The organism is Paraflavisolibacter caeni (assembly GCF_025628885.1).
Classification (GTDB): Bacteria; Bacteroidota; Bacteroidia; order Chitinophagales; family Chitinophagaceae; genus Flavisolibacter; species Flavisolibacter caeni.
In genome coordinates, this window is the sequence record NZ_JAOTIF010000028.1 from 19,181 (window position 1) to 44,019 (window position 24,839).

The 24,839-nt window shown below is 41.3% G+C and carries 11 protein-coding genes and 1 pseudogene; all 12 read right to left on the minus strand.

Annotated elements, in window-relative coordinates; genetic code table 11:
• Positions 1–34 precede the first annotated feature (34 nt).
• The 12 genes and pseudogenes from OCK74_RS23445 to OCK74_RS23500 all read right to left on the minus strand — a co-directional run bounded on the left by OCK74_RS23445 (position 35) and on the right by OCK74_RS23500 (position 24,804).
• Complete coding sequence (locus OCK74_RS23445; protein WP_279299535.1) at positions 35–2,890, minus strand: glycoside hydrolase family 31 protein; 2,856 nt, start codon at positions 2,888–2,890, stop codon at positions 35–37.
• A gap of 426 nt (positions 2,891–3,316) precedes the next feature.
• Positions 3,317–5,077: pseudogene (locus OCK74_RS23450) on the minus strand (DUF5916 domain-containing protein).
• A gap of 15 nt (positions 5,078–5,092) precedes the next feature.
• A complete protein-coding gene (locus OCK74_RS23455) occupies positions 5,093–5,782 on the minus strand; it encodes a carbohydrate binding family 9 domain-containing protein (protein WP_279299536.1) in 690 nt (229 codons plus the stop codon).
• Positions 5,783–6,137: 355 nt separating this feature from the next.
• Entirely contained in the window at positions 6,138–7,937 is a 1,800-nt protein-coding gene (locus tag OCK74_RS23460) for a glycoside hydrolase family 2 protein (RefSeq protein WP_279299537.1), read from the minus strand.
• 143 nt (positions 7,938–8,080) lie between these two features.
• Entirely contained in the window at positions 8,081–11,296 is a 3,216-nt protein-coding gene (lacZ, locus tag OCK74_RS23465) for a beta-galactosidase, LacZ type (RefSeq protein ID WP_279299538.1), read from the minus strand.
• Between the two features lie 145 nt (positions 11,297–11,441).
• Positions 11,442–12,920 (minus strand): family 43 glycosylhydrolase, encoded by a 1,479-nt coding sequence (locus tag OCK74_RS23470; protein ID WP_279299539.1) that lies wholly within the window; start codon positions 12,918–12,920, stop codon positions 11,442–11,444.
• Between the two features lie 41 nt (positions 12,921–12,961).
• On the minus strand, positions 12,962–15,346 hold the full coding sequence (locus OCK74_RS23475) for a glycoside hydrolase family 2 TIM barrel-domain containing protein (protein ID WP_279299540.1): 2,385 nt from the start codon (positions 15,344–15,346) through the stop codon (positions 12,962–12,964).
• 74 nt (positions 15,347–15,420) lie between these two features.
• Entirely contained in the window at positions 15,421–18,234 is a 2,814-nt protein-coding gene (locus OCK74_RS23480; RefSeq protein ID WP_279299541.1) for a glycoside hydrolase family 97 N-terminal domain-containing protein, read from the minus strand.
• Positions 18,235–18,362: 128 nt separating this feature from the next.
• Entirely contained in the window at positions 18,363–19,955 is a 1,593-nt protein-coding gene (locus OCK74_RS23485) for a GH39 family glycosyl hydrolase (RefSeq protein WP_279299542.1), read from the minus strand.
• 44 nt (positions 19,956–19,999) lie between these two features.
• Positions 20,000–21,136 carry an acyltransferase family protein gene (locus OCK74_RS23490; RefSeq protein ID WP_279299543.1) on the minus strand — a complete coding sequence of 379 codons (1,137 nt, stop codon included), beginning with the start codon at positions 21,134–21,136 and terminating at the stop codon, positions 20,000–20,002.
• 30 nt (positions 21,137–21,166) lie between these two features.
• Positions 21,167–22,804 carry an alpha-L-fucosidase gene (locus OCK74_RS23495; RefSeq protein WP_279299544.1) on the minus strand — a complete coding sequence of 546 codons (1,638 nt, stop codon included), beginning with the start codon at positions 22,802–22,804 and terminating at the stop codon, positions 21,167–21,169.
• 44 nt (positions 22,805–22,848) lie between these two features.
• Positions 22,849–24,804: a sialate O-acetylesterase gene (locus OCK74_RS23500; RefSeq protein ID WP_279299545.1), complete on the minus strand. Its 1,956-nt coding sequence runs from the start codon at positions 24,802–24,804 to the stop codon at positions 22,849–22,851.
• Positions 24,805–24,839 lie beyond the last annotated feature (35 nt).

The following is a 24,839-nucleotide window of genomic DNA, read 5'->3' on the forward strand; positions in this document are numbered from 1 at the left end:
AATGAAAAAATAGAGGCTTAGATAAAATAGAGATTTACATTTTTATGGATAGCTTTTTGCCTTCATAAAGGATTTCCTGATCGGGCTTTCTCTCCAGGTCCAAAGCTTTAGCAGAAGCTGGAGTGACCCATACGATGCGGAAGGTTCTTTTGGCAAGCATGCTTGTATATGAACCTTTTCGGTCACCAATTGTTAGCGATTTTGTGCTTTCATTATATTGGAAGGGAATGGTTGAATACTGTCCTTTCTCATAATCGTAGGTAGTACCTTGGTCCTCATACAATTGGAAAGAGGCATCTTTTCCTGTGTATACATACAGAGTGATCGTGTCAGCAGGTTTTTCAGATGTGTATTGAAGTTCTGGACCAAAAGGAACAATGGAACCTTCTTTTACGTATACAGGCATACGTTCATACGGTGCTTCAGCCTTTATTTTCTGGCCACCTTGGTTCCATTTTCCGGTATACAGGTCGTACCATCCTTGGCCTTTGGGCAGGTACAATTCCCTCGTGCGTTGTTGATAATTATAAACCGGATTGATCAATAAGGACGGTCCAAACATGTATTGGTCCCCAATGTTCAAAACGGCTGTGTCTTTGGCAAAATCCATCACCAGCCCCCGCATGATGGTATAGTTGTTATGATAGGTGCTGCCTGCCAAAGAATAGATATAAGGCATCAGACGGTAGCGGAGCTTATCGTAATACAGCATGCTCTGGTAGGCAGTATGCCCTTCGGGAGCGATGTTGTAGATCTCCCTGTAGGGGAATTGTCCATGCACGCGGAAGAGCGGCACAAAAGCCCCGAATTGGTACCAACGGGTATTGAGCTCCCGCCATTCTTCAAGCGCTTCTTCATTCGGTTTTTCAAAGCGGCTCTCCACCACAAAGCCCCCCACATCCATGGTCCAGTAAGGAATGCCTGACAGGGAGAAGTTGATCCCTGCGGGTATTTGGGCCTTCATGTCCTGCCAACGGGCACCAATGTCCCCACTCCAGATGGCAGCGGCATAACGCTGAGAGCCAGCAAATCCTGAACGCGTCAAGAGAAAAACTCTTTTGTTGGAATCTACAGAACGCTGACCTTCATAAATGCCTTTGGCATTTTGCAGCGGGTAGGCATTCAGGTACTCGGCTGCCGCCCCCAGGGCCACTCCGGTCATTTGTTCTTTTCTTTTCTGGGGTGATACATTGGAGAGGATGTCTGGCTCACTGGCATCCATCCACCACGCATCAATGCCTTTCTTATAAATTTTATTATAGATCAGGTTCCAAAATCCTTTCCGGGCCTCTTCATTGAAGGCATCATAGAAAGTAGATACATACCCTTTACCGATCCAGTCCCTTTGCCGGTCAGCTACATTCCTTTTATACAGCCAGCCTTTTTGGTTCATTTCCTTATAAGCTGGTATGCCTTCATAAAACTTTGGCCATACCGAGATCATCAACTTGGTATTATATTGATCATGCACTACTTTGATCATACTGTCAGGACTAGAGAAGCGTGTTGGATCAAATTCCTGGCTGCCCCAGTCATTTTCCTTCCAATAGCTCCAGTCCAGCACGATATTATCAAGTGGGATCTTCCTCTTCCTGAACTCAGCTACTGTTTCTAATATTTCCTGTTGTGTTTTATAGCGCTCCCTGCTTTGCCAGAAGCCTAATGCCCATTTTGGAACAATAGGTGCTTTACCGGTTAGGAACCGGTAACCACTGATCACCTCATCCATATTATTACCATAAATGAAATAATAATCCAGTTGTTTTCCAGCTTCTGAAGAAAAAGAGAAAGTATTTTGTTCTGGAGTTGGTAAGGGTTCAAGCCACTTTAAGGAAAGGTAAGATTCACCCCCTTCTGGGATCCATTCAATTTTAATGTGAAGTTTTTGACCCTTCTGCATGGTCACATCAGCCAAAGCGGGTGCAGGGTTCCATGCCTTCCTCCAGCGGTCGATCAGTAGTTTCCCGCCAACCCAAACTTTAATATACCCGCCATAAGTAAACCTGAATTTATGGTTGCCGGTGAACTCGCTGGCAATACTGCCTTCCCAGGTTACTACTCCATTTGCAGGATTGAATTCAGCAGGCAGGTATTGCTTCGACTCATTGAGGTACTCCATGCTAATGGAAGCCTCAGCTCTTTGCAGTACAGCATCAGCAGGTTTGTTCCTGTCATTACTGTATGTAGCTGTCAGCCAGCCTTCCAGTCCCTCTTTTGAAAACAACCTCAGGGAAGAAAGCGGATGATACTCACGGGTATCCCCTGCTTTGGTAAGGGAATAATTATCCCAAAGAATGCCATAATTTTTATTGGAAATAAGGAAAGGAACGCCAACTTCCGTATTATTCTGAAATAAAAAAACCTGTTGGCCTTTATAATTATATACATCATCCTGGTGCTGACCAAGCCCGTAATGAGCATCATCAGCAGTTGTTTGAAAAGTCTGCTTTATATGATAAGACTGTTGGCCTTCAAATACCGCAGGCTGAAAATTTCGTCCGGACGGCTGCTTTTCACTCAGTATTTTATTGCCGCCCGGGTCACGGAATGAAACGGCGCCTGTTTTCAGGTCGACAATAGCGGTAAGGTTTATTGTTTTTAGTATGAGGTTTTCTTTGGAAGGAATTACATTCCAGGAAAGATCAGGTCTTTTGCTGTAAACAGTAACCAGACTTTGGGTGGCAGCAATCTCTTTTCCCGGAGCCGCAATTACTCTTATTATATTATCAGACACTACTTCAAGTTTAACGGCCTGGGAAGTGCCTGTAAAAACCGGATCGGTAAAAACAATAATCCCGTCTTTGGTCTGAATATATGATGGAGGCTCTGCCAATAAGACATTAAAAACAAGGGTACACAGAATGCTAAGCAATCGCAATCGCATTTTCATTTAAAGCAATTTTTTCAGTTGAAATAATACAGTAAAACTAGTTCGGTGCTGTTTAAAGCAGGGTATCCAGATGTTGCAGACTAGGGCATAAAATGTTGCAAACAACTGGTTTTCAATACCTTTTATGCAAACAGGAGGCTTTAAGTGTCTGCATCCTTCCTATTGGCTATGCCAAGCCATCCAGAAAAGCGAAGAGCAATTGCGGGCATACACTATGTGTTAGAGCGCATGAAAGTAAAAAAGAAAATTGGTCGTCCCCAGTACTAAGACAAGGATACAAAAGGCGAGCAGCACTTAAAAAAATAGTCTTCCCACTCTTAAAGACGCTCTATGGCAAGCGTTCCTATTTGCACAATGAGATGCGCAGTGGTACCCGTAGGCAAAGCAAAAGAAGACCAAATGAGTTGAAGAAATTGAAAAAATTCGTTATATAGAAAACCAATAATTAAATTTGATAAGAAAAATATTGTTGGGAAAGATATCCTTCAAACTGCTCATCCCATTACTCAAAACCTGACTGCCGGGTTGAACAAATGCCGTTCTATCCTGAGACCAAACAAAATTAAATTGAGAGCCCGGGCGGTATTCCCAGCGGAAAACAAGATTGGAACGAAACTGGCTAAAATCGAAATTTGGATTCCAGAAATTATAGTCACTCGAAGCATTGTTATTTTCCGCCACCTCATAGGTATTGCCATTCAATGAGGGTTTTAATTCAGTAAAACGGTTATGATAATTGTTCGCCCTGTATTCAGTGATTCTTTTAAATTGCGAATATTTTCCAACTGTTGCAAATGGGCTTCCGTAGTATTGAATCGAAACTTCAGGTGTTATATTGTAGTCCATCCTTAAAGTAATGGCCATAGTATGCTGGTCTATTATTCCAAGAATGTATCTGGTTTCCCTATCATTGGCAGTTGTAGTGATGTACTGCAGATCATTTCTATTGCCTGAATAATTAAGGCTTGCAGATAATTTTATGGTATTGATTGGAGTGTATCTTATTCCCGGTTGAACTGAATAATACCTGGCACTGTTATTACCTGATGAAGACAGTTCCGAACTAAGCTAAAAGAAAAGCTTTTTGGATGGATCTGTTCTCATATAAACATTTCGATACAAAACTGAAGGAATCAGCATGGCACTTCCACCACGTAAAATTCTTGTATCAAGAGATTGCGGCGTATAACTGGACGAAGCATTGAAAGCCCATTTGTTTAAAAATTCCAGATAGATACCAAAATTTACACTTGACGATAAATATCTCAGGCCAAAATCCCAGTTATTTGTTTCAGACAATGAAACATTATAAGTGCGAAAGATGGAAACAGGCTTGTTTACAAAATAGTAAACTGAATTTTTTTGCTTGATGATATCAGCCATTTGCATATAACCCATGTCATTGAGGTCAAAGCCAGGCGAACGCCATGTTAGTTCTGTGGAATAACGCCAGAAACCTTTGCTGCCTTTTCCAATTTTGATGCTGCCACCATAACCGGATATTTGCGTCGCGGCACTATCGATGTGTAGGTAATCAATATCAGGACGCTGGTAATAACGAGCCGAAGACTGCTGAAGAATGATCATTGCTTGACGACTACCTGTGATATTACTGCCAACAATTTTTGCATCCACGTAGTATTTTTTATCATACCATTGATGAAACAAATCAATTCCTCCTGTGTAGGCATGATGATTCATGAATTCGAGGTGTGAAGCATTCAGGAAACTGTTTGTGGAAGTAAGAATACCGCCAAGCGTTGTATTCCCTTGTTTATAATCCTGTTGAACCCTGACCAGTGCATAATTTGTGAGCGGTTCTACATTCTGGCGTTTTCTCTTTCCTAATGAATCAATGTCTGCATATTCATTAGCGGTAAGACTTTGCAATACACCAATCGATAACCCTTTGGCTGTTTTGCCGCTCATTTTTGCTGCACCAAGAATGGTGGTATTATTGGGATAATTAATAAACTCATTATTATTCAATGTCAGATAAAATGAAGGAGTATGGCCTATCCGACGGCTATAAAAAAAAGAAGAATTGTCAAAGTCGAAGTTGAAAATATTTTTCCCTTCGAGAAAGAAAGGACGTTTCTCTTCATAAAAAGTTTCAAATGCAGAAAGGTTCATTACAGATGGATCTGATTCCACCTGGCCAAAATCAGGATTTACTGTGAGATCAATTGTGAGATTACTTGCCTAACCAATTTTTGCATCCAATCCAGCTTTCCCTAACCATCGCCGTCCCTTGTTTGCAAATGGATTGTTTTGCTCTTTTTGAAAAGTGTTGACTTTACCAAGGGTATATGGCATGATTTCAAATCTTTTTGATTTTGGTAATCCGTTTATTCCGTGAAGTTCCCCAAATAAATACAACATACCTGGCCCCGTTGATGATTGCGGCTCCCAATCGCTTTCCTGTTGCAAACGTTCAATCCACCGCCAACTATGAAGTCCCCAAACCTGCACTGAATCCTTACTGTAACGAAGCTGGCTCAATGGAATTCTGAATTCTGCTGTCCATGCAGAATCCTCTTTGGCTGTTTTTACATGCCATACGGCATTCCAATTATTATCAGCATTCATGGGATTGGTTATAAGCAAATCTATTTTCTGTCCTGCAGCCGAAACATCAAACTCAAATCCTGTGCGATGATCGTGATAGCTATCAAAACAAACACCAACCATGTCGCCTGCAAATTCATCACGTCTTCCTGCTCTCCTGATAATTTCTTGGGGCAAGCTATCGAAGGCACGGATAGCTACATAAATATTTTTATCGTCGTAAAGAATTTTTAGTTCTGTTGGCTGCGACGGCAGCCCACCTTCGTTCGGTATCCACTGAGCATAATTGCCTGCCCACTCTCCAGTTTTTCCAGCAGACATCATTTAACTTACCATCAACGACCGGTCTTTCTGTTGAAGAAATACGATTGGTATGATAAACTCTTAGCGTTTTTTTTTGTTGAATCGGTTAATTTATTTTGAGAAAAAGCTTTGTGAAAATTGAAAAGAAATAAAACGAGAAGAGCAGTTGTTTTGAATACGTTTTTCATGCCTGTCATTTTTATTCAATAAATTCGACCTGTAAGTGTTATCACCGTTCAAAGAATACATAAATTTTTAGTATTTGATCAAATTCAAAAAGAAAACATCTTCCTTACGTATGGCAAATTATTTTAATAACAGCTTCATTCCTCAGGAATTTTGTATAAGGCTTAAACACATGGCGAACTCTTAGTTGCTACTTTTTGTTATAATACACTTTCATGATGTACCATGCTTTCTTTTTATCTCCTTTCTCCGACAATAAACCTTTTCTGTTGTACCCCTTTTGATAAACCGGGTGTAGCCTGCTCAAAGACCTGTAGTCAAACAATAACCAGGGGCATACACCAGATAAATTAGGAACCGTGTTAAACATTTTCACCTGGTCAATATAAATTTTTTCCTGGTACTCTTCCGTCCAATAAGCGGCTTCATCTGCCGGCCCGTAGTCACTGCCAAATAAGGCTTCGCCTCCAAACTCAGAAATAAACACAGGCTTTTCCGGACACACTACTTTCCATTTTACATCAGATGGTTTTCCTTGCCATGGTACATACCATCCGGCATATTCATTAATTGAAACCAGGTCTGAATGCCGGTACAATGTATCCCACAATTCAAAGCTATTGCTCAGATATTTTTGTGAGTTAATGACATGCGTAATCAAACGTACAGAATCTAAAGCCTTGCATTTTTTTGTTAACTCAACCAGTGCTTTGTCACGGTTTGGGGTAGAGGGATATGTTTCGTTTGAAAGGCTCCAGACAACAACTCCGCAACGATTTTTATCTCTGCGTATCATCTCGCCCAGCATTCTGTCCATTTTAACAGGAACAGTACTGTCTGCAAAATCAATATGCTGATAAACCGGAAGTTCACTCCATATCATTAAACCCATTCTTTCGGCTTCTCTTATCATGTTTTCATTGTGGGGATAGTGTGCTAAACGAACAAGATTACATCCTAACTCTTTAGCCGCTTTTAGTAATAAATTGGCATCATCCCTTGAATATGCCCTGGCCCCCTTGTATGGGTTTTCTTCGTGAATATTTACAGCTTTGAGAAAAATTGGATGATTGTTTAGTAAAACTTTCCCTTCCTTTACTTCAATGTTTCTGAAACCAATATTCTCCGAAACAGAATCTGTTTCACTTTTAATAATTACTTTGTAAAGTTTGGGGTTTTCAGGCGACCATAGTTCAAACCCCGAAGAAAAATCAACTGGTGCCAACCCTTTTTTGTCGCTCTTTGTTTTGTATTGAATGTTTAGTTCAGGTATTTTTATTTCAATCTTCTGTTCTAACTGCAAACCATCGAGCTGAATCCACCCCGAAACAGTATTGAGGCTTCCTTTCTTTAATTGAATGGAATAGTCCTGAATATAGGTTTTACCGGTTTCGATAATATTAACATCACGGGTAATGCCTCCATAGTTAAACCAGTCGTAACCTAAACCGGGTAAACCATTTTTTTGACGAACATTATTTGTTTTAACCACGATGCTATTAATACCACTTTTTACTTTGTTCGTGATTTCAAACTGAAAGGGTGTAAATCCTCCTTCATGAATTCCTAACTTTTCACCATTTAAATACACATCAGCTATATAATTTACAGCGCCGAAATGAAGAAACAATCTTTTTTCATTCTGAATTGTATAATTGAATTTTTTCCTATACCAGACGGTTCCTTCAAAAAAAGTCAATTCACTCTTTTGAGAATTAAAATCTCCCGGCACTTTCAATACGGGACCTCCATCGAAAGAATACTCAAAAAAATCTGTTTTCTTTTGGGGCCTTTTTTCCAACCAAACCTGCAGCCATTCGCCAACACCTGTTGGATCAATAATAACATTCCATTGGCCATTTAAACTTATTGCGTTCCTTGATTGAATATTTATCATGGCATCCTGGCCGATTACCATATCTACCAAAAGAAAAGAGAATAAAAAAATCAATATCCGCTTATTTGAAAATATTTTTATGCTTTTGAACATATTTTTGCTTTTGAACAAATTAATACCTGAATAATGTATTTTTTAGCATCAACATAGGTGTTGCTGTTTTTCTGTTATAGTTTAAATTACCAATACACCTCTCGTATTGTCCATTCCGGTGGCAGAGCGTTCATCCTGCGATATCAATTTCCACCTGTATATTCAAGAATAAATCCATACTGATAAGGCCTGTTGCCAGGATTAGTATATTTGTCCAATGTTTTAGCCCCCCAGGAATCATCGCCCCCAACACCATGAATGTTCAAATCAATATTCAGGTTTATGAAATCGCGAATGGGAAGCTGATAATGATGCCTCGAGTTTTCCAGATCTTCTTCGGTATAAGGCCATGCACGGAAACAAAGCGGTTGCAAGCCTGTTAGTTTTATGACCCTGTTACTTTGTGTACATAAAGTAAACCAGCGCACATCGCAACGGTTTGCATTGTCTTGTGGCGCCGGATAAGGAGTAATGAAATTGGCTAATTGGGAACTATATAAACCAATTAGAGAACCTGTTTTCCTATCTGGGTAATTTTCATATGGACCGCGGCCATACCAGTCAATGGTACGATAGTTTTCCGGGACACGCATCCTCATGCCAAATTTAGGAATTAGCGGAATGGTATCAGACAGAGGTGTATATGTTGCTTCGACTTGTAATTTTCCTTCGCCGTTCAATAGATAAGTAAGCGTATAGTTTGCGCCGATGGTTGGCAAATTCATCTCGAATTTTACTGTTGCCAGATTATCTTGTTTTGACCATTCTACTTTTTTAACCACCAGGTTTTCTGCTGCTTTCTTCCATTTACCCAACTCATTCACATAACCACTATGTTTTTGATTATCATTTGGCGTTTTCCAAAAATAGGGTTCAAGTTTTCCTTTCAACAGCTCTTGCTGATCAACTTTCCAGCTAACCAAAGAACCATTTTTCCTGTCCAAGGTAAAAGACATCGTTCCTGTTTTTAGTTCAATCTGCGTTTCCGATTCAGTTACATGTACCATCTTTCCGGCAGGAATTATTTTTTCCCATGTAAAAGGTTTCACTACAAACTGCTCGCGGGCAATACAAAAACCTTCTTCTGCCCAATACGTTGCCGTCTTGAGTTTTGCATAAACATTGAAATATATTTCGGAAGAAATTGTATCAGCAAATTGTACTGAGGGGATTACTATATTGGATGATGTCCCTGGTAAAATCTTGTCACAACTGAATTTCCCTTTTTGTAGCGGTTTGCCGTTCAAAGTATATTCATATTCAAAATCGAAGTTGCGAAGCGAAAGGAAATCGAAATGGTTGGTAACCTGAATGTTTACGTTCTTATCATTTAATAGCTTGAATACAACCGGCTGATAAACTTTCTGAACTTCAAAATAATGTGGATATGGTTTTCTGTCAGACGAAACCAAACCTCTAATACAGAAATTCCCATCGTTTGGTTGATCACCAAAATCGCCACCATAGGCCCAGAACTCATCGTCTTTCAGTTGATAATCATCAGGGTGTTCCGTGAGTTCAAGGGGCGAACCATCCTTTTTCTTAACCAGCCCCTGGTCCATCCATTCCCAGATGGCAGCGCCGGTAAGGCTGGAATCAGCATAAATGACATCCCAGTATTCTTGGAGGTTGCCGCCCGAATTGCCCATGACATGCAGGTATTCACGCATGAGTACCGGTTTATCTTTTATCTTTTCCCCTAAGCTCTTCAGATCAGCCGGATGCAAATATCCTTCGTCGTACAGATCTGCCACATCCCGTTGTGAATCAGAATAAATTGGCCGGCTTGCATCGAGTTTCCTTATGGTATCAGCCATGGCTACCAGGTTTTGTCCACGACCACCTTCATTTCCCAAAGACCAGAAAATAACACAGGGGTGGTTTTTATCCCGCTGTACCAGCGAAACAGCCCTTTCAATATGTGACTTCTTCCACACCGGGTTATCTCCAATCACCTTGTTTCCGATACCAAAGCCATGCGATTCCTGGTTCGCTTCGTCCATTACATAGAAGCCGTATTGATCGCAAAGCTCATAGAACAGAGGATCGTCCGGGTAATGACAGGTGCGTATCATGTTGATATTGGCCTGCTTCATCAGCTCCAAGTCGCGGATCATGGAAGCACGGCTCACATGTTTTCCTGTTCGCGGGTGTTGCTCATGACGATTTACTCCCTTGAGCTTGACAGCTTTTCCGTTGATATAAAATACATCTCCCCGCACTTCAATTTTACGGACACCGAAATAACATTCGGCTTTGTCCACAATCTCATTCTTATTGTTTTTGAGTTTTATGGTAAGATGATATAAGTCCGGTGTTTCGGCAGACCAAAGCCTGGGATGGTTTATCCATGATTTCAATTCGAGTGATGCCTGTTTTGACTTTTGAACTAATGGAACTTTCCCGGTAAAAGACAGATCAACTATGTCGCCTTGTGCTGAAAAGCCAGTAACTTCGGCATCTACGTGCAATCCCGAAACATTTTGTGCAGAGCGGTTATCGATAGTAAGGGCTATAGAAATGTTCGAATTTTCAAACGTTTTATCTGGCACAGCTTTTACAAAAAAGTCGCTGATAAAAGTCTTGGGGCGGGCAATTAAATCAACGTCCCTGAAAATACCGCTGAGACGCCACATGTCCTGGTCTTCCAGGTAGCTGCCATCGCACCAGCGATATACTTCAACTGCCAGTTTATTTTCTCCTTTTTGGATATATTTTGTAATGTCAAATTCAGCAGGCGACATGGAGTTTTCGCTGTACCCAACTCTTTGGCCGTTCACCCACACATACATGGCCGAGAGTACGCCCCCAAAGTTTAAAAATACCTGTTTATGGCTCCAGCTATCCGGAATAGTAAAGGTTGTGCAATAGCTACCCACAGGATTACGTTGCTGAAAGCTTGTAAAGTATTTTTCCGGTTCGCTTGTAACTTTTGGAGGATCTTGCTTGAACGGATAGGTAACATTGGTATAGATCGGAGTTCCAAAACCCTGGAGCTCCCAGTTTCCCGGGACCAGGATATGATCCCATTTTTCTGTTGAATAATTCAACCTGTAAAAATCGACCGGTCGGGATTGCGGATCGGGGGACCATTTGAATTTCCAGACACCATTAAGTGACTGGATCATTGAATTACCAGCTTTTTTTTCGAACAGAAAATTGTATGCATGAGGCTTTTCCTTGTTTATGCCATTGATATCAGGATTTTCCCAGTAGTTTATACCTTGAGCATTAGTGTCATCGCTTTTAGTTGATTTGGTCGTTTGCAGTACGTTCTGGGTTTTACCATTGACGGGGATCTGCAGGAGAGAAATCATCAAGCCAAGGAAAATGATTATTCTTTCAATTTTCTTGTTCATAAAATATTTGTCCCATTTGGAAGTTTTTTGGAGATCAGTCATAAGCAATAAGCTTGTGATTATCGAGTAGCTGATTAAGTTCTTCCGGATTGTTATTTAACCCGTAATGAAATCATTTTACATTACCTGTTTATACACGAAATTTTTAAATTACACCTTCCCCCATTGAGCAAAGTCCAATGCGTACACCCAAAAATCCGCCAAAAGCATTATGATGAAATCCAGAGATGTCTAATGAATTTTCAATCTTATTCCATTTGGTTCCGTCTGTGCTGTAGAACAGATCAACGGTGTTGTTCATGTTCTTCAGGCGAAGGAACAGATGATTCGTGACAACATTTTTTTCTGTAGGGAATTGCCAGCCATTGATGTTTGCCAGTATGTTTCCATTGTTCGTAAGAATACCTGAAGAGGCTCTTTCATTATAGAAAAGAACCAATCCACCGGTAGCCTTGCCTTCAATAACCAATTCTACTTCGGCTGTGTAGGAATGGTCAGACGGCACACAAAGAAGAGGTGAAGAATTTGCAATTGAATTTCCCTTTGCTTTAATCGCTAAACTATTATCGACAAAGTGAAACCTGCTGGTATCATATGCACCAAAAAACTTCCATTGTGGTTTTAAATTATTGCCATCAAATCTATCGCTCAATGTAAAGTTCGAATGAGAAGTAATCAGATTTGGTTTTTTAATAGGCTGATCAGCTACTATGCCACCAGGTATTTTATACCAGCCGTCTTTTGTCCATTCAACAGGTTGAAGTAAGGTCTGGCGACCCATGTTGTAAAATCCTTTTTCATAAGCATGAAACACCATCCACCATTTACCTTTTGCATCTTCAAATAAAGTTCCATGCCCCTTCGACCACCATCTTTCTGAATTTTTTGTGGTTCTGATAATTGGATTGTAAGGAGAATTTTCCCAGGGACCAAACAACGATTTGGAACGTGCGGAGATGACCATGTGCCCTGTTGCAGGACCTGCTGTTCCACCTTCTGCAACTGTTAGATAATAATAGTCGCCTCGTTTTACCAGCTTAGGACCTTCCATACAAAAACACTCAATGGACCATTCACGTGGTATCTGCCATCCACCGTAAGAGCTCTTAAATGCACCAGCAACAGAAAGTCCATCATCGGATAAGGGAACAAACCCGCCACTGCTAAAAAACAAATATCTTTTTCCGTTTTCATCTACAACATGTCCGGGGTCTATATTAGCAATTTTCAAATCAACGGGGTCACTCCATTTACCATTTATTGAATCTGCTGTAACAACATAGTTGGTTCCATTGGCGGGGAAATAGATGTAGTACTTGTTTTTATGTTTCACTAAATCAGGAGCCCACACAGAACCGACATATTTATACAAAGCGTTTGTTACAGGATTCCAGTTCATCAAATCTTTTGAATGCCAGATCAACAAACCGGGATAATATTCAAAAGATGAATGCACCATGTAATAATCTTCGCCATCGCGCAGAATACTCGGATCGGGATAATCACCTGCAAAAACGGGGTTCATATAAAAACCAGTACCCTTAGCATTGGTCCTGGTTTGGTACTGTGCATTGGCAAAAATTGTTAATTGGAGCAACAAAATGGTTATGATAGTCTTATTCATTTTCTATAGTAGTGTTTTGATTTTATCAACCGGGCCTGAATTTATTCCGCTTTCAATGTAGCTGTTGCTACAGGAAGCGACCCGCTCCTGGCTGTAATAGTTATTTCGCCTTTCCTGTCTGTTGATTGTACAATGGCAAGACATTTCCCCTGCCAGGCTTCTATCTGGCTTCCCTTTAACGGGGTATGACTTTGCTGGTCGCCATTGCCTACTGCAGTTAATTTGCCTGCACCACTCACTTCAAAATTAATCATGTTGTCACCAAAAGGCACAAGTATGTTATTGGCGTCTACAATCTGTACAGAAACATAACTTAAATCCTGCCTGTTTGCTTCTAAAACTTTCTTGTCTGGTGATAAAATTATTTTAGCCGGTTCGCCTGCAGTTTGAACAGCAAATGAAACCGTTTTTCCATCCGCTGTTTTTCCTATCGCTTCCAGTTTGCCTGGTTCATAAGGCACTTCCCAAAAAAGAAAAGCTTCATTTTTCAAATCCCATTTGCGAACTCCTAATGACTTTCCATTCAATCTCAATTCCACTTCAGGTACGTTGGTGTACACATGCACTGCCAGGGTGTCGCCTTTCTTATCATGGTTCCAGTGCGTTTCCACCTTTGGCCAGCTCCAGAAAGAACACAGTTCCCTGTTCCGTGCGGATTTATTGGTTTGCACAGCAATATGCACCATGGGTTCATCATTCCAAAGAGCTTTCCGGAACCAATACGCCGGTTTGGGAAAACCGCTCATGTCAATTACACCACAAGAGGCGCCACGAATGGGCCAGGTAGGCCAAGTTTTCCAGAATTCACAGCCGGTGCCTACTTCACCAATACCTGCTTCGCCAATATAATCAAACCCTGTCCAAAGAAATTCGCCTGCCACATAATCTTTCAACTGGCCCTCCAGCCATTGATTATAGGACCTCAGTTGCCAGCAAGTGCCGGGGTGATAAGGATAAATTACCGTTTCCGTTCCGAAGATCACCCGGTTGGGATATTTGTCATGGTCTGCTTTATAATATGCTTCTTGATAATTGTATCCAACTATATCAAGCAGATCACCCATTCCAAAAGAATTGACATTGAGAATTTCGTTACAAGCTGCGGTGATAGGACGGGTAGTATCATGTTTGCGGGAAGCTTCCATCAGCATTTTGGTTACCTTCAATGCGTTCTCTTTATTATACTGCTCTCTTACTTCGTTGCCAATGCTCCATGCAATAACAGAAGGATGGTTGCGATCACGACGGATCCAGTTCTCAACATCTTTTTCGTACCATTTTTCAAAATAAGGAGCATATCCACCCGGTGTTTTTCCATCCATCCATTCATCAAATATTTCGTCAATCACCACAAAGCCCATTCTATCCGCATAGTCAAGCAATTCGGGTGAAGGAGGATTGTGGCTCATCCGGATGGCATTGCAGCCCATGCTTTTCAAAATCTCCAGTCTGCGTTTATGCACACCATCAAAAACAGTAGCGCCTAATGGTCCATTGTCGTGATGGTTGTTTACACCTTTCAGCTTCACATGTTTTCCATTTAAAGAAAATCCTTTGTTGGGATCAAAATGAAATGTTCTGATGCCGAAAGGCGAAATATAACGATCAACCACCGTTCCGCCCGATCTCACTTCTACCTGTAACTGGTATAAATTAGGTTGTTCAATGGACCATAACGCAGGTTTGCTGATCTTGATATTTTGTTCGATTTTCAGTGCCAGGCCGGGCTTGGTATCCACTTTCGATTCGGCCCTTCCGGCTTCTTTGCCTGCTGCATCTATCAATTTTGTAACTACGGTGCAGGACTGATCAACCTTGTTTTCATTGCTCAGCCCTACAGAAACATCAATGCTTGCCTTATCATTGTTTGCCTCAACTGTGCGGGCAAAAACACCCCATTGATCAAGATGCAGTTTGTTTTTTGCAACCAACCATACATGCCGGTAAATTCCCGAACCGGTGTACCATCTCGAATTGGGTTGTTCGGTGGTGTTTACTTTTACTGCAATGACATTATTCCTGCCAACAGGATTCAAATACTGTGTGAGATCATAATAAAAAGAAGAATAGCCATAGGGCCGAATGCCAAGGTAATGTCCGTTGATCCATACTTCGCTGTTCCGATAAACACCATCGAACAAAATCCAAAGCTTTTTGTCAGCAAAATCCTTTTCGGTTTTAAAATGTTTCCGGTACCAGCCAATGCCGCTGTAAGTATAACCTCCGCCTGCCCCGGTTTTATAGGAAGAATCGAAAGGATGTTCGATGCTGAAGTCGTGAGGAACATCCAGTAAGCGCCATTTCGAATCATTAAATCCAGGTTGTTCAGCGCCTGGATGATCGTTCAGCGCAAACTTCCAGTCAAAATCGAAGGGAATCCTGGTGTTATTAATTTTCTGCGCTGTTGTACATGTTACTATTAACATGAAAATTACCAATAACGCAACCGATGAAGTTTTCATTATTTTTCGATGTATTTTCAAGTTGAAGAGAACACTAATCACTCAAGCACCATTACAAATCCACTATTTCCATTCAAGGTAAGATCACATTTCTTTTGTCTTGTGGTATTCAGGAGTGTTTTTGAAAACAGTTCACTTTTTGTACCGTCCGTGAAAATAGTCGCCTTGCTTTTCTTAAATGGAGTAAAGTCAAGACTTATTTTCTTTACAGTTGTATCTCCATTAATACCGGCAATGTACCAGCGATTACCACTTCTCCTGGCGATGACAACATATTTTCCGGGATAGCCGTCCAGAAACTTTACATCATCCCAGTTGTCAGGAAGCGCTCTCAGAAAATCTTTCACATCATTGGGCACGATCGCCATGCCTTCCGGTGCCTGGGCATAATGTTGTATGCCGGATAAGAATAATACCGAAAGAGCCAATTCGAAAGCGGGAGTGGTTTTTCTGATACAATTGGATGACGTAAGTCCCGTAAGATTCATGGGTGTAAAATCCATCGGGTCAAATGCGTTTCTTGTAAACGGCAACATTGCGCAATGGTTGGCTTGTTTATCGGCTGCATTCTGGTCAAATGTTACCATCTCCATTCCATAAATGGCTTCAGCTGTCATAAGATGAGGATATGTTTTTTGCCAGCATCTTGGCAGTGTGGCGCCGTGAAAGTTTACAAGCAGCTTATATTTTGCAGCATCGTTCAAAATGTCAATGTAGTATTGAATCATGCTCTGACCATCGCCACCGAAGAAATCAATCTTTACGCCTTTAATGCCCAATGCCTGCAGACGGCTGAATTCTTTTTTCCTCCCTTCTTTCGTCAGCAATATATCTTTAGGATGATATGTAATCGTGTTCCAATCACCGGCTGAATTATACCACAAAATCAATCCGACATTTTTTTGTTTTGCATACGTTGCCAGTTCAGCTATCTTATCATATCCGATCTTAGTATCCCAGTCTGCATCAATAAGGCAATATTGCCAGTTCATTGATGAAGCAAAGTCAACATACTTTTTTTGTTCTTCATAAACGATCATATCATCCTTGCTATTGATCCAACTCCACGATGCTTTGCCGGGTTTGATAAATGCCTGGTCTATAGTAATAGCTTTCGGTGCCAAATCGGTACCCAACGTGGATTCTGCAATTGTTTTCAAACTGCCAATTGTTATAATGCGCCACGGTGTAAGCCAGGGTTTATTGTTTTCCGGTAAATAGCCACCACCTGTAAACACTTCTCTCGGATCGGCAAACCCGATTGAATAAACAGACGAGGCAGAGTCATTGATCAATCTTGTGCCGCAATAAGTACCATCAAGTGCTGCTTCAGTGATCAGTACCCATGTATCATTTGTTTTAAACAAAGCAGGGTACACCCAACCTGACTTTAACGGCGATTCTGTACCAACAGAAATATCCTGCAAATAATGTTCTTCATAAGACGGATGACAATGCCCGAAACCTGTTTTTGCTTCACTCATGGGTTGCAACCAGGCTCTTGTTTTTTTGTCAAATGTAAATGAGGAATGTTCTTTAACTATCGTTTCATTATTTTTTATCCAGGGAAATGAATACCGGAAAGCCACACCGTCATTGGATATCCGGAAAATGATATCCATTTTTTTCTCTTCTTCATTGACAAAAGAAACCACCAATTGATTCGCCTGATATTGAATGTTGCTTTTTTTTGCATTCTTCATTTGGTAGCTATCCTGTATCCTTTCAGGTCTTGTTACCGTCGCCAGTTTCATGCGTTGTGTGAAATTGTGCTCCTTCATCATCACTCCTAAAGCCGAAGGTTCAATGACGCTTATGCCAGATTTTTTTACACCATATTGAATTTCACCTGAAGCAGATAAGAATACATTTAATGCAATGGATTTGTCAGGACTTTGCAATTGAGCAACCGGCTTTTCCTGTGATGTTTCGTTTTCCTTGCGTGATTTGAAAATATGCTGTACAAAAAGATACAGGTTATTGGCCCACTCGGTATCGTCGTGAGCATTGTCATCTACATGCCATACATGGGGCACCCCTTGTTCTTTGAGGTGCTGGTGCACACGCTGGCTGACACCGATCAGTCCATCCTTGTTGCCACAGCCAAGCCACAATAGTTCGAGCTGCTCCCTGGCTGCTACCAAATCCGGCAACAGTTTGGTGGCAGAAAGCCCCCCGAATTCATTGGTATTGGGGGCTGAAGAAAATCCACCGACATAAGCAAACGTATTGATATGCGAAAGGCCGATATTTAACGATTGTCCGCCGCCCATGGACAACCCTGCGAGTGCACGATGTTTGCGGTCGGTGTATACCGAATAGTGCGATTCGATGTAAGGAATAATATCGTTGAGCAAATCGTCTTCGAAAGACTTACCATAACCTTTAAATCCACCTTTTCGCTCTTCCTGTTCATCAGGCTTAGGATTGGACACAGTTACGTTGGTATTACAATTAGGAAAAATCATAATCACGGGTCCAATTTTACCATCGACCACCAGGTTGTCGATGACATTATCAGCACGAACCCAGTAAGGCCATTGACCGGCACTGGAATTGAGACCATGCAGTAAATAAATTACCGGGTACTTTCGGTCGGGTGAATAACCGGGAGGGGTATAAACGAGCATCTCCCGACGTGTGGAGAGTGTTTTGGAGTCATACTGAACAGTAGCGATAGAACCATGAGCAATATTGTCGCGTTTGTCCCTGAAACCGGCAGGTGGATTGTCAAAGGCGGGCTTGTCATCGGGTCCTAATTTAATTGGTGGCCTTTCTTGTGCCCAGGCGCCGAAGCCAATCAGAAAGGCAAAACTTAAAATAACAATTTGCGCATACATTCGTTTAAACATTCTATACCTCCTTTAATTACTTATTCTTTAATTTTTAAGAGTAGTACCTCGCCTATTATTTGTCCGATAAAGCCTTCTGATTTCGTCTGCTTTTAATTGGACCGGTGTATTTTAACAGGCGATAGCATTTACAGTTTGATAATATTTAAAAAGAAAACATCGTTCTCACGAATCTCCAGTTCTTTCAAAAACGGAACTCCATTTTTTATAGTAATGATCTCTTTGAATACCGGAGAACCATCATTTTGCTTTTTTATCTGCTCAACCTGTTGCTTTGAAAGTTGCTGAGGCTTTCCCATATCGAGATAAGTGGAGTAAGCATCGTTGCTGCGATAACCAACACGATAAACTTCAAGCGCATAATTTCCATTGGGAACGTTTGCAATATTGATCTTTAATTTTCCTTTCGACTTTGATGGAAGATCACGTATAAAATACTGCTGGTTATTGGTGGAATCAGAAAGAGTATATGTATAATCCCAAACCAGGGCCTGGATGTTGCCTGATGAATCTTTACACACCCATGAGGCGGCATCTTTATTTACCAATTCAATATTTCCTAACTGATTCAAAAACTGGTATGAATAAAATACCGGCTTGTTAATGTCTTGTATGCTCAACATTCCAAAGCCTCCGTGAAAAGGTTCAAAGCGAGGACCAGGTTCTTCAAAAATATCAGTGAACACCCAATATGACATGGAGTTGGCAGCTCTACCTACCTGTTTCAATTTTTGAAGAACATACGCCGCTTCATGATAGCTATCATGGATCGGGTCTGCAGGTGTATAAGATGCACTCCACTCGGTGTAATGCAATTCCAGATTTGGAATGGGTGAAGTTGCAATTTCTTTTCTTGATTGAAGTACATCGCCGCTAACTGCAAATTCTTCCTTGGCAAGCACAGTTCCTGAATTTCCATATTCATCGAGGAACCCTTGATTCACTCCGTAAGAATGAGTGCTAACAAAATCAATAGGCACATTGTTCTTTGAACAATAATCAATCATTTCAGTTTCCCATGCTGCACCTGCGGTACCCGGCCCACCCACACGATATTCCTTGTTCACACTTTTAACGGCTTGTGCTGCGTATTTATAAAGCTTAAAATAATCTTGTTGTGTTCCTGTCCAAAAACCAGGAGAAAGGTTAGGTTCGTTCCACACTTCAAAATACCAGGTCTTTACTTCGTCTGCTCCGTAACGTTCGGTAAAATGCTCTGTTAGATTTTTTATCAGGTCTGCCCACTTTTCATGGCTCTTTGGTGGTGTTACATTTCCTTTCCACCAAAAAATTGTTTGAGGCCCGCCGGCAAGTGCATTAGGCATGAATCCCAGTTCAACAAAAGGTTTCATTCCTATACTTTGCAAAAAATCAAAGAGGACATCAACATACATGTAATTGTACACAGGGTTTCCTTTGCTGTCTTCTTTATAAACAGCCATGTCATCTGTCAGCAAACCATGCATGCGGATGTATTTAAAACCACATTCTTTTTTTACATAAGCCAGTTGTTGTTGCCAGTCGGCTCTTAATCCTTCATTCGCCCTTCCCGCACCAACACACTCTTTAAAAAAAGTATTCAGTGTGCTTGCTGATTTAGTGAAGTCAACATTTATCACACGTTGCTGAACGGAAGGCTTATTTTGTTTTGAGTTTTGGGCAATCAGGTTTTCCGATATGGAAGAAAGCAAGATTGCCAACAGAAATACAGTTTTTTTCATTTGCTAAACATTTTTATTTGCCTTGCAAAGAACTGAGGCGCTCCTTAGTCCCTTGAAGGAATAAACGTAAATCTCCTTTTCAGTTGTAGAAATGGTTTTTCAAAAAATCTATATGACAATAATGATATAATTACAGTAGCAAGGAAAGCGATAATAAAGCCAACATTGTTTCTCCATTCATACAAACCAATCATTGCACTGAAAGACGCCAGTTCTTCTTTAAATATTTGATAAACCAACCAAAACATTGTGATATGAAATATGTACATGCCATAAGATATGCGACCGAGATATACCAACGCAGGTGGCATATATTTTAACGAAGCGCCGTACAATGACAGAAAAAACATTACTACTCCTACCAGTATCAATAACCAGCCACAAATGGCCTGTGAAATAGTTGAAAGGTGTGGAGCATCTGCATGAATTCCACAGACAATTGAGGCCAACAACCAACATACCAGTCCTGCCATAAATATTACAATCCGGGGGACTGTGGGCCATTTTGGTTGCCAGCTCTTTAAATAAATGGAGAGAAGAATTCCTGCTGCAAAAAATTGGAAATGTACAAAGCTATTTGTCCACTGGCCACTAAACCCTTCTGTAGGTTTTAAGGCATAATAAATAATAGTTGCGTAAGCAAGCAGCAATGAGAGTAATGAAAAAATCTTCAGTCCTTTTTTGCCTGCATAAAAAACTATTAATGGAAGTGAAATGTAAAGTTGTTCTTCAACAGAAATGCTCCAAAGCGGATTAATAGGATAAGACGACAGCCATTCATTAAAACTAATATACCAGTTGCCGGAAAACAAACTGAATGCAAATTGAGTTCCGGGTGAAATTTGTCCGAATTTGTCCGAAAACTGTGTGACTAATACCATTCCAAAGAAGAAGGTAAAATACAATGGCCAAATACGAAGAATGCGTCTAATGTAGAAAGATTTGACACTAATTTTTCCGAATTGGTCTTGTTCCTTGGTAAGTAATTCCGTAATTAAAAATGCACTAAGAAAAAAGAAGAGTGGCACTCCAAAAACTCCAACCAAACTAATATGGTGCCCCCAATAATATTGCACAGGGTCAATAGGCGCAAGATCCATTCGGTGTGTGAAAAACACAAATAAAAATGCACAAAGGCGAAGCAAGTCTAACTCGGGTTTATAATATCTTATTGGGGTCATAAGGCAGTTTGCTACAGGGTTCAAGGCGATCTACTTCCATTCTATTTTAAACACAATCGCAATATCATTTGGAATCATTTTTGGCTTTTCAATTATCAAAGCGCCTGCCTCTTGTTTCCAGGAAAGCTTTTCCTTGCTTCCAAGCACCGAGATTTTTTTAATTTTTAATGCATTATTATTTTTTCCTAAGGATCTTATACGCACATCTTCCGCCGGAACACCAAGCACGGTTGCGTAAATGATATTTCCTTTTTGGTTAAAGCGGATATCTTTTTCTGATAACTGCACTTTACCTTCATTAAAACCCGATCCACTTAGGGGATTAGAAGAATCTGCTGAAAGCCCCTCGCCATAAATCTTCCACGGACGTGTATCAAAAATGCTTTCTTTGTTAACGTCCATCCATGCTGTTATATCCTCTAATATTTTTATCTCTTTCTCATCTATCGAACCATCGCCGCGAACCGGGATGTTCAGCAACAGGTTGCCGTTTTTGCTGACAATGTCTACGAGCATGCGGATAACGGTTGCTGCCGATTTGTAACGGTTTTGGTCGTACACAGCCCTGTCGTAATGCCACTCCCCGATGCAAGTGCATGTTTGCCAGGGTAAAGCCTGGAGTTTGTCAGGCGCCCCGCGTTCCACATCCCAAACCATGCATTTTTTTTGTTCATCGGTAAGCACTTTGCCAAAAAGCACCGCTTCCAATTTTCCGTTATGCGTTGCCATGTTATGATTGTAATAATGCGCAGCAATCTTTAAACCGGCGTCGCTTACAGGGTAAAGAGGAAGACCTGAATCATCAAAATAAAGCAGGTCAGGGTTATATTGATTGATCAGATCCATTGTACGGTTGTAGAACTTTTCGCAATATTGCTGTGAAGGAATTGAAGCGCCGTTCTGCCAATACCACTGATTCCACAAAGATTTAATATTTTCGCTGCCTTCACTTAGGTTGTGGTTTTGTGCATACAATTCTTGCGGGTCAAGCCCGTCCCACCATTTTCCTTTGCCATCGGCCACTGTGAGTTTTCCATCGTAGGGAATGCCGGCTAACGGTCCGTTTTTATCTGATCGCTGAGCCGTTTCAAACCACGTCCATGCATGCGCAGCATGCACACTTAATCCAAAGGGAAGCTGGTATTTTTTAGCTGCTTTTGCCCAGGCGGCAACAATATCTTTTTTGGGACCGACACGAACTGAATTCCATTCATGGTATTTACTGTCCCACAAATCAAGATTGTCATGGTGATTGGCCATGGCAAAGAAATACTGTGCACCTGTACGTTTATAGAGTGCTACCAGTTTTTCCGGATCCCAGTTTTGAGCTTTCCAGTCATTGATCACTTCTTTAAACCCGGCCTTTGAGGGATGTCCGTAATGAGCCACATGCCATTTATAGGGCTCACTGCCCTCATCATACATAAACCTGCCATACCAATCGCCTTGTTCGGGTTGACACTGCGGCCCCCAGTGTGCCCATATACCGAACTTTGCATTCCGAAACCATTCGGGCGCTTTATACTCCTTCAAAGACTGCCATTCAGGTTTAAATTTCCCTTGCTCAACAGGTTCCTTATTGTCCTTTACAGGAGAAGGATAATTTTCCTGGGCCAGGAGTGAATGACAAAACAGGATACAAACAGCTACAATTATTTTCGCTTTCATATTTTTCTCTTAAGAATTATTATATTAATGGTTGAACTCTGGTTTTATTTTTGCGTGATGCCTTTCCAATCATCCGTTCTGAAAGGGATAGCAGGCAAGCCTTCAGCATTTACGAGGTTACATGCCGGGTTATCGGCCCAGGCATAGCGCACTGCTACAGGATCGGCGACTATATCAGAATAAACAACAACTTCATTTCCTTCAATAATTGCTTTTGCCCAATAAAATTGTTTGTCTTTGCCTGCAATGGCAAAGCCGGTCACTTCTTTTCCATCTTTTGTTGAAAGACCTGAAGCTGTTTTGGAAAAACCGATCCGGATACGGTTCCCATCTTTCCGGAAATTTTTATATACAGGACCCGTTGCGATACAATCTTTTTTGTACACCATTTTATTGGCAATCAATGCCAGCCGGCGGCCGACCTCCTGCTTATTTTTCGGATGAATATCATTCGCTTCACCAATATCTATGATGCAAGCCATCCCTGTGTTAGGCTGTGATAATGTCAGCGTTTGCGCTTCCCTCAATTCGGCCCAGTCACTTTCGGCAGGAAGTGGTTGTACTTTTTTGAAATTAGCCAACTGGGCATATAAAAACGGAAGCTTACCCTGCTTCCAGCGTTGCCGCCAGTCTGTGATCAACATGGGAAATAATTTTCTGTAATTGTAGGCTGCCTGAGCATTCGCTTCCCCCTGGTACCAAAGAAATCCTTTGATGCCATAAGGAATCAGCGGGCTGATCATGGCATTGAAGAGCACAGTCGGGTAATACTGGTAGTTGAGTATTTTCGGAAAAGCGGTTTCAAGGCCTTTTTGATACAACCATTTCCCGGCTAAAGAAATTTTAGAAGCACCATCGGTAATATAAATGTCATCAGCCGGAGGATTCAAACCACCACCGCCCCACAGCATGGCTACCCTGACAGCAATAGTAATTTCTCCACGTTGCACCAAACGAGCCGGAATAGTAAAAGAATGAGTGGCATTGGAATTCCAGATATTCTTACAGATCTCCTGTCCATTGAAATACAATGAATAGTTCATCTCCGGATGGCCCAGGTTCAATGTCAAATCTTTTCCCGCAAAAGATTCAGGTAACGTGATTTTTTTCCGTAACCAAACCATCCCTTCATAATTTCCAATTCCAAAATCCTTTAACACATTGGGCATTTCAATACCAGTCCAGTCAGCATCGTTATATTCCGGAGCCGGAAATATTTTATCAGCATTATTCTGCGGATTTAAAACAATATGCCAAATGCGTATCCAGTTCAAACTATCGGCTACAAGATCTTCCGGATCAAGATGAAGCGTATCATTACTGAGTGTACTTGCTCTGCTAATGGGTGATGTAAGCAACATGTCGCGGCTCGTCCAGGCTTCCACTGGCGTTCCGCCCCAGGCGCTTTGAATAATGCCAACGGGAACATGTTGATCACCGTGCAGTTTACGCGCAAAATAATAAGCAACTGCCGAGAACTCCTTTACATTTGCGGTATCACAAACTTTCCATTTACCGGCCTGGATATCGGATTGAGGCGATAATTTTTTGTCATGCTCAACAACCAAAAAACGTATTTGTGGAGCATTGGCATTTTCTATTTCCTTCCGTGCATCCTGGGCCTGCTGCACCTGCCATTCCATATTGGATTGGCCCGAAGCCAGCCAGACATCCCCGATGAGAATGCCTTTTAGCCTGATTGAAGCATCCGGTTTACCTGATTCAATAATTTCAAGCTCATAGGGGCCACCGGCTTTGAACTTTGGAAAACGGACCGTCCATTTTCCTTCCTGATTCGCTTTTGCAGTGGTACGCACCGGTCCCAGTTTTGCAGTGATAAGCGCTCCCGGAGCCGCCTTTCCCCAAACAGGGATCTGGATATCTCTTTGCAAAACCATGTTGTCGCCAAATACTTTAGGTAAAGTGATTTGAGCAGAACACATCGACTGGAGAAAGAATATTGCCGAAACAACGGCCAATATCTTTTTATTTGTTTTCATATTTATTCCCGCTTTATACATTCGTTGCTATATCA

Bases quoted from the DNA above. Each gene is read 5' to 3' on its own strand.
- OCK74_RS23500 (WP_279299545.1), bottom strand. From the start codon at position 24,804: ATGAAAACAAATAAAAAGATATTGGCCGTTGTTTCGGCAATATTCTTT.
- OCK74_RS23460 (WP_279299537.1), bottom strand. From the start codon at position 7,937: ATGTTCAAAAGCATAAAAATATTTTCAAATAAGCGGATATTGATTTTT.
- OCK74_RS23475 (WP_279299540.1), bottom strand. From the start codon at position 15,346: ATGTTAATAGTAACATGTACAACAGCGCAGAAAATTAATAACACCAGG.
- OCK74_RS23445 (WP_279299535.1), bottom strand. From the start codon at position 2,890: ATGAAAATGCGATTGCGATTGCTTAGCATTCTGTGTACCCTTGTTTTT.
- OCK74_RS23480 (WP_279299541.1), bottom strand. From the start codon at position 18,234: ATGTTTAAACGAATGTATGCGCAAATTGTTATTTTAAGTTTTGCCTTT.
- OCK74_RS23490 (WP_279299543.1), bottom strand. From the start codon at position 21,136: ATGACCCCAATAAGATATTATAAACCCGAGTTAGACTTGCTTCGCCTT.
- OCK74_RS23485 (WP_279299542.1), bottom strand. From the start codon at position 19,955: ATGAAAAAAACTGTATTTCTGTTGGCAATCTTGCTTTCTTCCATATCG.
- OCK74_RS23455 (WP_279299536.1), bottom strand. From the start codon at position 5,782: ATGATGTCTGCTGGAAAAACTGGAGAGTGGGCAGGCAATTATGCTCAG.
- lacZ (WP_279299538.1), bottom strand. From the start codon at position 11,296: ATGAACAAGAAAATTGAAAGAATAATCATTTTCCTTGGCTTGATGATT.
- OCK74_RS23495 (WP_279299544.1), bottom strand. From the start codon at position 22,804: ATGAAAGCGAAAATAATTGTAGCTGTTTGTATCCTGTTTTGTCATTCA.
- OCK74_RS23470 (WP_279299539.1), bottom strand. From the start codon at position 12,920: ATGAATAAGACTATCATAACCATTTTGTTGCTCCAATTAACAATTTTT.